The following is a 12461-nucleotide window of genomic DNA, read 5'->3' as shown; positions in this document are numbered from 1 at the left end:
GCCATGCCGGTCTTCACCCACGGGTGGGGGCGCCGGACGGGGATTGCTGCCTGCGTCCTCGCCCTAGTGCTCGGGGCTGCCGCCGGCCCGGCCGCCGCCGGGCCGCCGACGAAGGGCCGGGCCGGAACCTCCGTCGACGGGCCGGAGCGCCCGGCCCGGGTCACGCTGGGGCCGGATGGCCGGGACCTGCGCCTCGCGGGCGACCTCACCGAGGGTGTCGCCGCCCGGGCGGCCGCGCTCCTGGCGGCCCATCCGGAGGTGGAGCGCATCCACCTCACCAGCGACGGCGGCCTCGTGGCGGAGGGCGCGGCGATCGGAGCCCTCGTGGCCGCGCGGGGCCTGTCCACCTACGTGCCCGATGTCTGCGTGTCGGCCTGCACGCTGATCTTCGTCCGCGGGCGGGCCCGCTTCCTCGCGGCCGGGGGCCGGCTCGGCTTCCACGCCCCCTACACGGTGGGAGCACACGGCCGGATACGCCGGGTGGATCCGGCGCCTGAACGGGCGGCCTACCGGTCCGCCGGCCTGCCCCGCGCCTTCGTGGCGCGCGCCCTGTCAGTCCCGCCGGCCGGGATCTGGATCCCCGACGGCGCGGTCCTGCGCGCGGCCGGCATCGTCACCGAGATCGTCGGGCCGGAACGCTTCCCGGATTCCACCCTCGACGCCGATCCGAGCGCGGATGGGGCCCGCGCGGCGATCCTGCGCGCCCTGCCGATCCTGCGGCAGGCGGGGTCGGCGGACCTCGATCCCATCGCCCGCTGGTACCGCGACGGCTACGCCGCGGGCCGGCCGGAAGCGGAGGCGGCCGCGGGGGTGAAGCGGATGGCCGGCGCCTACCTGCGGCGGCGCTTCCGGGCCGGCGACGACGCCGTCGTCCGGGCGGTGGGGCGCCAACTCCTGGCCATGATGCGGGCCAGCGCGCCGCGCGACGCTGCCGCCTGCAGGATCCTCGCGGCCGGCGACCTCGTTGCGCTCGATGCCCGTCTCCGGGCCCAGCAGCCCTCCGCTCCCGGACTCGCGCGGCTCCTCGCCCGGACGCGGCCGGTGCCGCCGAGCCTTTCCGCCGCCGCGGAGCCACTCCAAGCCCGGTCGACGGCTTGCGCCGCCGGGATCGCCGGCGCGGCGCGGGCCCTCGACCTGCCGGCCCCGGATTCCGCCGCGGTCCTGCGGTCGCTGTTCCTCGGCGATCCCCAGCCGGTGCTGGCCGCAGGCGCTGCGCCGTAGTGCCCCCTCGACAAGCCGCCGCGCTGCCTATCTTCGCACCCGGTCGGGCCGCCGCCGATGCCGGCGGCGGGCGCGGGCCGATCGGGAAGGGAGAGGATGGATGCCGGAGTATCGCCTGCGCGGGGCGGTTCGTGGCGCCGATGGGGAAATCGGCACGCCGCTGGTCGACGAGCGGCTCGCCGCCGCCGACGCGAAGGAGGCCGTGCGTCTGGCCAACATCCGCTCGCTGACGATCGAAGACTACGCGGTGAACGCCCTCTGGCTGGTGGACGCGCGCGGAACCCTGCTGTGGTCGCTGCGCCGCGCCGATCGGGAAGCCTGACGGAGCGGCCTGCGGGGCGCTCGGCGCGGCCGCGAGGTCGGATTTCGACGTCGTCCCGCACCCGCAGGGCCACAGGCTGTACGCTCTGGAAACCGCACGCCCCCGCTCGGGCAGCCGTGTGACATGCCCGCATCGTCGGTCCGGGGCGGCGCAGGCGAGCCTTGACCCGGGAGGCAGGCCGCACCCGATCTCCGGTCCCGCAGAGTGTGGGCTTGGCGCAGGACGAGACGAACGTCCTGCTCCGCCGGCAGGATCAGGCCCCCGGCCCGTCGGGGCCGACGCGCAGCCGTGACGCGAGGCCCCTGGAGGGCGCATCGCGGACGCGACGTCGCGGTCGCCCCGTCAGGGGAGGCAGAGGCCGCTCATCGACCGGAGCGGACCGGTGTGCATGCCCCTGTGGCACGAGCCGCGCCCGACCCCGGCCACGACGCTCTCCGCCACGCCCGGCGCCGGAGGAGCAGGAACGCCTCCCCGGCAAGCCCGGGGACCGGCGCGACAGGGACCGACATCGGCATCCCGTCTAACCAATGATAGGAAAAATAAGCTTCGCAGCATGATAAACTAATCTGCATAAGTATTCATAGGCACGACTAAATGTAGGCTGGCCTGACCCCACGCCGTCGTGGAGAAACAGTCGTGCCAAACCCGCTTGTCCACAAGCTAGAATGCTACGTTCGTCTCTCGGACGCGGACCGGATGTGCTTGGCCGATGCCGTCAGCCCGGGCCGCCTGGTCGCGGCGCGCACCGACATCATCCATGAGGGCGACGATCCGCGCGCGGTCAACGTCATCCTCGACGGCTGGGCCTGCCGCTACCGGCAATTCGCCAACGGGCGCCGCCAGATCGTCGCGCTCCTGCTGCCGGGGGACCTCTGCGACCCGCACGTCTTCCTCCTCGACGCGATGGACCACACGATCGGCGCGATCACGCCCGTCCTGCTCGGCCAGATCACCGGCGCCAGGATGCAGGCGATGACGGCCCGCAGCCCGGACCTCGACCTCGCCCTGCACCGCGAGGCGCTGGCCACCGCGGCGATGCAGCGCGAGTGGACGGTCAGCCTCGGCAGCCGCACCGGCATCGAGCGACTGGCCCACCTGTTCTGCGAGCTGCACGCCCGGCTGGCGGCGATCGGCCTCACCGACGGGAACACCTGCCCGATGCCGATCACGCAGAACGACCTCGGCGACGCGATGGGCCAGACCAGCGTCCACATCAACCGGACCCTGCAGGAGCTGCGCGGCCTGGGGCTGATCACCCTGCGCAGCCGCCGCCTGACCATCCACGATCCTGTCGCGCTCGCCCGGCTCGCGCATTTCGATGCCGCCTATCTCCACCTGACGGCGGGCTCCGGCGCGACCCTCGCGCAGCGCGCCTGAACCGCGCCCATCCCGACAGGATTGAGGCCCGTGAGACGACATCCGGAAGAGGCCCGGCATGACTGACCCTCGCGCTTCCGCGGAACGCCTCCTGGCCCTTGAGGCCGACAACGCGCGCCTGCGCCGCCTGCTCGACGAGGCGGGCATGCCCGACAGCCTGCGACACGGGATGCGCAACACGATGGCGATGATGCGCACCATCATGCACCGCTCCGCCGAGAGCGTCACCGACGTCGAGAGCTACGTGGCGCATCTCGACGGCCGGTTCGGAGCCGTCATGCGGGTCCAGGCCGCCACGGACGCGTTCGGCGACGCGAACCTGCACACCCTGATCTCCGACGAGCTGATGTTCCACCTCGTGCGCGAGGGGGAGCAGGCCACGATCGCCGGGCCGCGGGTGCGGCTCCGGCCCCGGGCCGCGCTGGTCATGGCGCTGGCGCTGCACGAGCTGACGAGCAACGCGGTGGAGCACGGCTCCCTGGCGCTCCCGCAGGGCCGGGTCAGCGCCACCTGGGCGGTGGGCGACGCGGAGACGGGGCCGCCGATCCTGACCCTCGGCTGGGCCGAGACCGGCGGCAGCGGCATCCGGGAGCCGGCCCGGCGCGGCTTCGGGACGGACGTGCTGGAGGACATGCTCGCCTACGATCTCGGCGCGCAGGTCCGCCTGGCCTACGCACCGGACGGGCTGCGCTGCACGATCCGCCTGCCGCTCACCGACCGCATCGGGCGTCGTCTGTCTGAGGACCCGGAGGTCGCCTGGGACGACGAGGTCCGGTGAGGCCTCCACTCGGTGCCCCGTCGGGCGCGCCCGCGGCCCGACCCCGCGTCAGCCGGCCTCGGCGGCGCCGTAGATGGCGCCCGCCAGGTCCTCCAGCTTCGCGCGGTCGATGACCGTGATGCCGCCCCCGCTGCGCGCGGATCATGCCGGCCCCCTCGAGGATGTGGGTCGCCGTCGTCACAGTGGGCCGACGGACGCCGAGCATCTTCGAGAGCACCTCGTGCGTCAGGGGCAGCTCATCCTGATCCAGCCGGTCGTGGGTCATGAGGATCCACCGGGCGAGACGCGCCTCGACCGTCAGGTCGGCATTGGCGTAGACGGTCTGCCCCACCTGCACGATCAGGCTCTGCACGTAGCCGCCCAGCATCCGCCGCAGGCCGGCGCTCGCGTCGAGGGCCTCCCGCAGCGTGCCGGCGGCGATGCAGAGCGCCTCGCCGCCGGCCTGCACGATGGCGGTGTGGGGCGTGGACTCGGCACCGAGCGCGAGCGGAACGCCGACGAAGCCCTCGCGTCCGGTGAGGCCGACCTCGATGCGCCCCTCGCGGGTATCCGCCACCAGGGAGACGAGCCCCTCCTCGACGAAATGCGCCCGCCGGATCGGCTGGTGCGGGGCGATCAAGACCTGATGGAGCGGCAGCGATACCGGCTCCAGGGCCGGAGCAAGGCGGTCGAACTCCTCCGGCGCGAGGGCGGCCAGAAGGTGATTGCGGACGGCGGATTGCTGCGGCAGCGCCATGGGCCCCTCCAGATCCGGGCAGGAGCACAGGCCAACTCCCAGTCATCCGCGCCCAAAAACTCCGGCGGATAATCGCCACTCTCTCACACCGAACTCCGTCGCAGTATGGAGTAGATTAGTTTTTGCGCATCAATACATACAGATACGCGTATTTGGACTGTGCCTAAAGGCTCCGGGCGGGTACAGCCGGCCGATTCCGGGGTTCGGGACGGCCCCGGCGCCCCGTCTGCCTAAATATGTGGCACGCAATTTGCGATCCCCCGTCCGTGTCGAGGAAAACGACCAAGGGGACCGCCGTGAAAGCATTTGGAACCTGGGGCCCGGCCGCCGCTCTGGCCGCCGGGCTCGCGATGAGCAGCCTGGGGATGGGGGCCGCGCGGGCACAGGAGACGATCAAGGTCGGCATCCTGCACTCGCTCTCGGGGACGATGGCGATCTCCGAGACCACCCTCAAGGACGCGATGCTGATGCTCATCGCCGAGCAGAACGCCAAGGGTGGCGTGCTCGGCAAGAAGCTGGAGCCGGTGGTGGTCGATCCGGCCTCGAACTGGCCGCTCTTCGCCGAGAAGGCCCGCGAGCTGATCAGCAAGGACAAGGTCGCGGCCGTGTTCGGCTGCTGGACCAGCGTCTCGCGCAAATCCGTGCTGCCGGTCTTCAAGGAACTCGACAACATCCTGTTCTACCCCGTCCAGTACGAGGGCGAGGAGAGCGAGCGGAACGTGTTCTACACCGGCGCCGCCCCGAACCAGCAGGCGATCCCGGCGGTGGATTACCTGATGTCGGAGGACGGCGGCGGCGCCAAGCGCTGGGTGCTGGAAGGGACCGACTACGTCTACCCGCGCACCACCAACAAGATCCTCGAAGCCTACCTCAAGTCCAAGGGCGTCAAGGACGAGGACATCCTGATCAACTACACGCCGTTCGGCTTCTCGGACTGGCAGACGGAGGTGTCGAAGATCAAGGCGTTCGGCTCGGCCGGCAAGAAGACCGCCGTGGTCTCGACCATCAACGGCGACGCCAACGTGCCGTTCTACAAGGAGCTCGGCAACCAGGGCATCAAGGCCACCGACATCCCGGTGGTCGCCTTCTCGGTGGGCGAGGAGGAGCTCGCCGGCATCGACGCCAAGCCGCTGGTCGGCCACCTCGCCGCCTGGAACTACTTCGAGTCGATCAAGACGCCGGAGAACGAGGACTTCATCAAGAAGTGGCAGGCCTTCCGGAAGAACCCCAAGGCGGTCACCAACGACCCGATGGAGGCTCACTATATCGGCTTCAACATGTGGGTGAAGGCGGTCGAGAAGGCCGGGACCACCGACCCCGACAAGGTGATCGACGCGCTGCCGGGCATCGAGCAGAAGAACCTCACCGGCGGCACCGCCACGATGCTGCCGAACCACCACATCACCAAGCCGGTCTTCATCGGCGAGATCGAGTCGAACGGCCAGTTCGACGTGGTGTGGAAGACCGACAAGCTGATTCCCGGCGAGGCGTGGTCGAAGCAGCTCGAGGGCTCGAAGGACCTCGAGGCCGACTGGGTCAAGCTCAAGTGCGGCAACTACAACACCAAGACCAAGAGCTGCGGCGGCGCGTAAGCCGCCTTCTCCCCTCCCCAGGCGATCCCGGGCCTGCCCGGGATGCGCTCAAGCTTGCGGGGAGGGGTAGGGGTGGGGGTGGTGCAGGAGGCACCGCCACGCTCGATCCTGAACCACACCCGCCTCCGGCTCCTCCCCGCAAGGGGGAGGAGAGTTCCGCTGCGCCAGAAGTGCCATGCTCCGTCTCCTCACCCTCCTCGTCCTGCTGCTGGCCGCCCCGGCGCGCGCCCAGGCGCCCGACCCCTACGGCCAGCTCGCCGGCGACGGCTACGCCGAGATCGAGGCCGGCGTCTCCGGCCTCGCCGCCTCTGGCGACCCGCGCGCCGACGCGATCCTCTCCGCCCTGTCGGACGGACGGCTGCTGGTGGGCCCGGACAAGACCCTGCTCATCCGGCAGGGAAACGCCGTCGCGGACGCGAAGACCGGCGCCCCGGCCGCCGACAGCCCCGACCTCAAGCCCGTGCGGGCCAACAACCGGGTCCGCCGGGCGATCGAGGCCGCCCGCGGGCAGCTCGACCTCGCGAGCCCCGACCCGGCCAAGCGCCGCGCCGCCGCCGACGCGGTGTTCAAGGCCCGGGACGCGGCGGCGCTCCCGGCCCTCGACGCGGCCCTGGCGCGCGAGACGCAGGCCGGGATCCGCCAGGCGCTGACGGAGGCGCGCGCCGCCGTTCTGCTCGCCAAGCCCGGTACGGCGGAGACCGACCGGATTGCCGCAATTCCCGCCATCCAGGCCCGGGGCGATGGCGACGCGATGGGCATCCTGCGCGGTCTCGCGGCGGATCCGGGCGAAGCGGTGCGCGCCGCCGCCGCCCGCGGCATCGCGGCGATCGAGACGCGGCTCGCGATTCTCGGCGCCCTGCAGAACGTCTGGTACGGCATCTCGCTCGGCTCGGTGCTTCTGCTCGCCGCCATCGGGCTCGCCATCACCTTCGGGGTGATGGGCGTGATCAACATGGCCCACGGCGAGATGGTGATGCTCGGCGCCTACACGACCTACGGCGTGCAGGAGCTGATCCGCACCCAGGCGCCGTCCCTGTTCGGCTGGTCGCTCGCGATCAGCATCCCCTGCGCGTTCCTGGTCGCCGGCCTCGTCGGCGTGCTGATCGAGCGGTTCATCATCCGCTTCCTGTACGGGCGCCCGCTGGAGACGCTGCTCGCCACCTTCGGGGTCAGCCTCGCCCTGCAGCAGGGGGTACGCTCGATCTTCGGCCCGACCAACCGCGAGGTCGGCGCCCCCGCCTTCATGAGCGGCGCCTTCGATTTCTACGGCCTGTCGATCACCTGGGGCCGGATGTGGATCATCGTGTTCGCGTTTGCCGTGTTCCTGGGCCTGTTGTTCGTGCTGCGAAAGACCTCGTTCGGCCTGAAGACCCGGGCGGTCACCCAGAACCGCCGCATGGCCGCCGCCATGGGCATCCGCACGCCCTACGTCGACGCGCTGACCTTCGGCCTCGGATCCGGGATCGCCGGCATCGCCGGGGTGGCGCTGTCGCAGATCGACAACGTCTCGCCCAATCTCGGCCAGGGCTACATCATCGACTCGTTCCTCGTGGTGGTGTTCGGCGGCGTCGGCAACCTCTGGGGGACGCTGGTGGCGGCGCTGACGCTCGGCGTCGTGAACAAGCTCGCCGAGCCGTATATCGGCGCGGTGCTCGCCAAGATCGGCCTCCTGATCTTCATCATCCTGTTCATCCAGAAGCGCCCGCGCGGCCTGTTCGCGCTCAAGGGCCGGGCGGTGGAATCGTGAGGGACCGGCGTCCTTCCCTCCCCCTTGCGGGGAGGGACCGAGGGTGGAGGTGGTGCAGAAGGCACCGCCGCGCTCGAGCCGGGACCACCCCCACCCCGACCCCTCCCCGCAAGGGGGAGGGGACACGCGTTGCGCCCTCGGGATCCGCCGCATGACCCCCCGCACCCCCCTCATCGATCTCAAGGGCTGGATCTTCCTCGCCGTCCTGGCCGCCTTCTGCCTCGCCGTGCCGGTGCTGAACCTCGCGGTGCCGGAAGGCTCCGGCCTGCACCTGCCGACCTACCTCGTCTCGCTCTTCGGAAAATACCTCGCCTACGCGCTGCTCGCGGTCAGCCTCGACCTCGTCTGGGGCTATTGCGGCATCCTCTCGCTCGGCCACGGGGCGTTCTTCGCGCTCGGCGGCTACGCGATGGGCATGTACCTGATGCGCCAGATCGGATCCCGGGGCGTCTACGGCAACCCGGTCCTGCCCGACTTCATGGTGTTCCTGAACTACAAGGCGCTGCCTTGGTACTGGTACGGCTTCGACCACTTCGCCTTCGCGGGCCTGATGGTCCTGCTGGTGCCGGGCCTGCTGGCCTTCGTGTTCGGCTGGCTCGCCTTCCGGTCGCGGGTGACGGGCGTCTACCTGTCGATCATCACCCAGGCGCTGACCTACGCGCTGATGCTCGCCTTCTTCCGCAACGACATGGGGCTCGGCGGCAACAACGGCCTCACCGACTTCAAGGATCTCTTGGGACTCTCCGTCCAGTCACAAAACTTCCGCGTCGGCATCTTCGTGGCCACCGGCGTGGCGCTGGCGCTCGGCTACCTGATCGCCCGGGTCATGACGGTCTCGGCCTACGGAAAGATCCTGATCGCCGTGCGCGATGCCGAGAGCCGGACGCGCTTCCTCGGCTACCGGCCGGAGCACTTCAAAACGCTGGCCTTCACGGTCTCGGCCATGATGGCCGGCGTCGCCGGCGCCCTCTACGTGCCGCAGGTCGGCATCATCAACCCGGGGGAGTTCGCCCCGACCAACTCCATCGAGACGGTGATCTGGGTGGCGGTGGGCGGCCGCGGCACCCTGGTCGGCGCGGCGCTCGGCGCCGTGCTGGTCAACTACGCCAAGACCGTGCTCACCGGCGTCATGCCCGACGCGTGGCTGTTCGCGCTCGGCGGCCTGTTCGTGGTCGTGACGCTGTTCCTGCCGCGCGGCCTCGTCGGCACCGTGATCGAGCGGTTCGGCTCCCGGCGCGCGGCGGCCAGGCTGCCGCCGGAGCCCGAGATCGCCCCGAAACTCGCGGAAGAAGGGCAGGGCTCGTGAGCACCGACCTCCTCGAACGCCCGGACGCCCGCGGCCCCGCCAATCGGAAGCGCGAGACGGACGCGCTCCTCTACCTCGACGACCTGCGGGTGACCTTCGACGGCTACAAGGCCCTGCGCGGCCTGTCGCTGACGCTGGCCCGCGGCGAGCTGCGGGCGATCATCGGCCCGAACGGCGCCGGCAAGACCACCATGATGGACTGCATCACCGGCAAGACCCGGCCGGACAGCGGCATCGCCCTGTTCGACGGCACCCACGACCTCCTGAAGAGCGACGAGCCGGCGATCGCCGACCTCGGCATCGGCCGCAAGTTCCAGAAGCCCACCGTGTTCGAGAGCCACACGGTGGCCGACAACATCCTGTTGGCGCTGAAGGGGCCGCGGGCCGCCTTCGCGTCCCTGTTCGGCTGGCGCAACCGCGTCGAGGCCGCGCGGATCGACGCCCTGCTGGAGACCGTCGGCCTGCTGGCCCATCGCGGCCGACCGGCGGCCGACCTGAGCCACGGCCAGAAGCAGTGGCTGGAGATCGGCATGCTGCTCGCGCAGGATCCCAAGCTCCTGCTGGTCGACGAGCCGGTGGCCGGCATGACCGACGCCGAGACCGCCGAGACCGCCCGCCTGCTGCGGCGCATCGCCGGCGAGCACGCCGTCCTCGTGGTCGAGCACGACATGCACTTCGTCCGCGACCTCGGCTGCCGGGTCACCTGCCTGCACGAGGGCGCGGTGCTGGCCGAGGGCTCGATCGACGCCGTCTCGGCCGACCCGCGGGTGGTCGAAGTCTATCTCGGGCGATGATGGATCTGGGACGATGACCATGCTCTCCGTCGACGGCATCGACCTGTACTACGGCGCCGCGCAGGCGCTTCGCGGCGTCTCGCTGACGGCCGAGGCCGGGCAGGTGACGACGGTTCTCGGCCGCAACGGCGTCGGCAAGACCTCGCTGCTGCGGGCCATCGTCGGCCAGCAGCCGGTGCGCTCCGGCGCGATCCGCCTCGGCGGCCGCCCGATCCAGGGCCTCGCGCCCTACGACCGGGCACGGGCCGGGATTGCCTTCGTGCCCCAGGGCCGCGAGATCTTCCCGCTGCTCACCGTGAAGGAGAACCTGGAGACCGGCTTCGCGCCGCTGAAGCGCCGCGACCGCCACATCCCGGGGGAGATCTACGACCTGTTCCCGGTGCTCAAGGACATGCTGCACCGGCGCGGCGGCGACCTCTCGGGCGGCCAGCAGCAGCAGCTCGCCATCGGCCGGGCGCTGGTGACGCGGCCGAAGCTCCTCGTGCTCGACGAGCCGACCGAGGGCATCCAGCCCTCGATCATCAAGGATATCGGCCGGGCGATCACCTACCTGCGGGGCAAGGGCGAGATGGGAATCGTGCTGGTCGAGCAGTATTTCGAGTGGGCGCGCGACCTGTGCGATTCCTACGCCGTGATGGATCGCGGTCAGGTGGTGCTGGCCGGCCCCCGGGCCGGGATGGTCGAGGCCGACGTGCTCCGATGGATGTCGGTCTAGGGATCTGCGCGCGCTCGGCAGACCGCGCCGGTGCCGGGCCTGCGGCGGCCGCCGGGTCGAGTTGTCGGCGCCGAGGAGAAGAATATTCGCGCTACCGGTTCCGCAATCACGGGCCAATTTCCGGAACATGATCAGCGAAAACTGTTTACAGGCCACCGATCGGCCAAGGTTAAACCATAATTCGGGCCTGGCATGGGGAGGCAGCCCGGGAGCGCCCATGACGATTCTCGATCCGACGACCGGCGAGTTGGTCACCATCTCCGTGCCGCGGCCCCGTCCGCGCTGAGGGTTCGGGACTTCGATGCACGGTGCGCGCGGCGCCGGCCATCAACCTGTGAGGCGTCATGGCGGAACCGACCGATCGCAGGCCCCGTCGCCCGCGCGGGCGACGACGGGACCCGAGCCGGACGTCACCCCCCATCCTGCTGCTGGTCGGCGGAGGCGGGGAGCCGGGCCAGAACGGCGAGGCGACGGCCGCCGCGCTGATCGCCCTGGCGCGGGCAGCCCGCCGTGAGGCCAGCGGGGGTGCCGAGTCGAGCTGAGGCAGCGCCGGTCGCGGGATCCCGGCCCCCGCGCGGGCGTCGGATCCGGCGCCCGGTCCAGCCGGCCCGGTGCCGCAGACGACAGGGTGGGCCAATCAGGTGAACGGGGACGCTGAAGTCGTGACGTCCGTGGTCTCGCCCTACGGCGACGGGACGCTTCCGGCGGGCATCCGGTCGCGCCTCCTGCCGGGGATCAACGGCCTCACCGTTCACCTGCTGGAGGCCGGCCACGCGCCGGCCGGCCGGCCGCTGGTCATGCTGCTGCACGGTTTCCCGGAACTCGCCTACAGCTGGCGCAAGGTCATGCTGCCCCTGGCGGAGGCCGGGTTTCACGTCGTCGCCGCCGACCAGCGGGGCTACGGCCGGACGACCGGCTGGGATCCGGCCTACGACGCGAGCACGCATCCCTTCGGCTTCGTCAATGTCGTGACCGACACCCTAGCGCTCGCCGCCGCCCTGGGACATCGGCAGGTCGCCTGTGTGGTCGGCCACGATGCCGGCTCGCCCGCTGCGGCTTGGTGCGCGCTCATCAGGCCGGACGTCTTCCGCTCGGTCGTGATGATGAGCGCCCCGTTCGCGGGCCCGCCGGCGCTGCCCGGCGATGCCGGGAACGGGGCCGTGCCCTCGCCCGCGGAGAGGGACGACGCCTTGGACGCGACCCTGGCGGCCCTGCCGCGCCCGCGCAAGTTCTACCAGCGCTGGTACAGGACGCGGGAGGCGAACGACGACCTGCTGCGGGCGCCCCAGGGGCTTCGGAACGTCCTGCGCGCCTATTACCACGCGAAGAGCGCCGACTGGCCGGACAACGCGCCCCATCCGCTGAACTCCGGTTCAGCCGAGGACCTCGCGCGGCTTCCGACCTACTACATCATGGACCGCGACAGGGGCATGGCGGCGACGGTCGGCCCCGAGATGCCGTCCGCGGCGCAGATCGCCGCCTGCCGGTGGCTGACGGACGCCGAGCTGGACGTGTACGTGACGGAATACGCGCAAACCGGGTTCCAGGGGGGCTTGCAGGGCTACCGCCGCTACACGGACGCCGCCTGCGTCGACGATCTCCGCGTCTTCGCCGGCCGGACCGTCGACGTGCCGTCGTGCTTCATCGCGGGCCGGTGCGACTGGGGCGTCTACCAAAGTCCGGGCGCCGCCGAGGCGATGCGCCAGCACGCCTGCACGGCCATGACCGGCTTCCACCTCGTCGAGGGGGCCGGGCACTGGGTTCAGCAGGAGCAGCCCGAGGCGGTGGCCCGGCTCATCACGACCTTCATCCGCGACGCCGCCTGAGTTCAGGGCGGGACCCGCCCCTGGCGGCTCGCATGGGTTCCGTCGCA

Annotated in this window: 10 protein-coding genes and 1 pseudogene; 10 read left to right on the top strand and 1 reads right to left on the bottom strand. The window is 71.2% G+C overall.

The genetic code is table 11. From position 1 onward, the window contains the following. Window positions 1-3: 3 nt before the first annotated feature. The 4 genes from MMSR116_RS00385 (at window position 4) to MMSR116_RS00370 (ending at window position 3698) form a co-directional block, all read left to right on the top strand. Window positions 4-1221 (top strand): hypothetical protein, encoded by a 1218-nt coding sequence (locus tag MMSR116_RS00385; RefSeq protein WP_010685709.1) that lies wholly within the window; start codon window positions 4-6, stop codon window positions 1219-1221. 100 nt (window positions 1222-1321) lie between these two features. Further along, entirely contained in the window at window positions 1322-1543 is a 222-nt protein-coding gene (locus MMSR116_RS00380) for a hypothetical protein (protein ID WP_010685708.1), read from the top strand. 636 nt (window positions 1544-2179) lie between these two features. Then, window positions 2180-2920, top strand: a complete 741-nt coding sequence (locus MMSR116_RS00375) for a Crp/Fnr family transcriptional regulator (protein WP_010685707.1) — start codon at window positions 2180-2182, stop codon at window positions 2918-2920. Between the two features lie 58 nt (window positions 2921-2978). Then, the gene (locus MMSR116_RS00370) at window positions 2979-3698 is read left to right on the top strand and encodes an HWE histidine kinase domain-containing protein (RefSeq protein ID WP_010685706.1); all 720 of its coding nucleotides are present in this window, start codon (window positions 2979-2981) and stop codon (window positions 3696-3698) included. Between the two features lie 48 nt (window positions 3699-3746). Here the strand turns inward: MMSR116_RS00370 and MMSR116_RS00365 are convergent. Then, window positions 3747-4434: pseudogene (locus tag MMSR116_RS00365) on the bottom strand (Crp/Fnr family transcriptional regulator). A 350-nt stretch (window positions 4435-4784) separates the two neighbouring features. On the opposite strand from MMSR116_RS00365, the gene urtA reads away from it, so the two are divergent. The 6 genes from urtA to MMSR116_RS00335 all read left to right on the top strand — a co-directional run bounded on the left by urtA (window position 4785) and on the right by MMSR116_RS00335 (window position 12414). After that, window positions 4785-6026 (top strand): urea ABC transporter substrate-binding protein, encoded by a 1242-nt coding sequence (gene urtA / locus MMSR116_RS00360; protein WP_244625725.1) that lies wholly within the window; start codon window positions 4785-4787, stop codon window positions 6024-6026. Between the two features lie 175 nt (window positions 6027-6201). Then, complete coding sequence (gene urtB / locus MMSR116_RS00355) at window positions 6202-7773, top strand: urea ABC transporter permease subunit UrtB (RefSeq protein WP_010685703.1); 1572 nt, start codon at window positions 6202-6204, stop codon at window positions 7771-7773. A gap of 151 nt (window positions 7774-7924) precedes the next feature. Continuing rightward, entirely contained in the window at window positions 7925-9079 is a 1155-nt protein-coding gene (gene urtC, locus MMSR116_RS00350) for an urea ABC transporter permease subunit UrtC (protein WP_010685702.1), read from the top strand. After that, on the top strand, window positions 9076-9873 hold the full coding sequence (gene urtD / locus MMSR116_RS00345) for an urea ABC transporter ATP-binding protein UrtD (protein ID WP_010685701.1): 798 nt from the start codon (window positions 9076-9078) through the stop codon (window positions 9871-9873). The genes urtC and urtD overlap by 4 nt, the downstream gene beginning before the upstream one ends. Before the next feature lie 19 nt (window positions 9874-9892). Then, a complete protein-coding gene (gene urtE, locus MMSR116_RS00340; protein WP_039894162.1) occupies window positions 9893-10588 on the top strand; it encodes an urea ABC transporter ATP-binding subunit UrtE in 696 nt (231 codons plus the stop codon). Between the two features lie 641 nt (window positions 10589-11229). Next, complete coding sequence (locus tag MMSR116_RS00335; protein ID WP_010685699.1) at window positions 11230-12414, top strand: alpha/beta fold hydrolase; 1185 nt, start codon at window positions 11230-11232, stop codon at window positions 12412-12414. The last annotated feature ends 47 nt before the right edge of the window (window positions 12415-12461 follow it).

Source organism: Methylobacterium mesophilicum SR1.6/6 (assembly GCF_000364445.2).
Taxonomy (GTDB): domain Bacteria; phylum Pseudomonadota; class Alphaproteobacteria; order Rhizobiales; family Beijerinckiaceae; genus Methylobacterium; species Methylobacterium mesophilicum_A.
This window is presented reverse-complemented; position numbering and strand designations above follow the sequence as displayed.

What these genes read in the sequence shown, in the direction of transcription:
- MMSR116_RS00385 (WP_010685709.1), top strand. Translation starts at nt 4, where the DNA reads ATGCCGGTCTTCACCCACGGGTGGGGGCGCCGGACGGGGATTGCTGCC.
- MMSR116_RS00380 (WP_010685708.1), top strand. Translation starts at nt 1,322, where the DNA reads ATGCCGGAGTATCGCCTGCGCGGGGCGGTTCGTGGCGCCGATGGGGAA.
- MMSR116_RS00370 (WP_010685706.1), top strand. Translation starts at nt 2,979, where the DNA reads ATGACTGACCCTCGCGCTTCCGCGGAACGCCTCCTGGCCCTTGAGGCC.
- urtA (WP_244625725.1), top strand. Translation starts at nt 4,785, where the DNA reads ATGAGCAGCCTGGGGATGGGGGCCGCGCGGGCACAGGAGACGATCAAG.
- urtB (WP_010685703.1), top strand. Translation starts at nt 6,202, where the DNA reads ATGCTCCGTCTCCTCACCCTCCTCGTCCTGCTGCTGGCCGCCCCGGCG.
- urtC (WP_010685702.1), top strand. Translation starts at nt 7,925, where the DNA reads ATGACCCCCCGCACCCCCCTCATCGATCTCAAGGGCTGGATCTTCCTC.
- urtE (WP_039894162.1), top strand. Translation starts at nt 9,893, where the DNA reads ATGCTCTCCGTCGACGGCATCGACCTGTACTACGGCGCCGCGCAGGCG.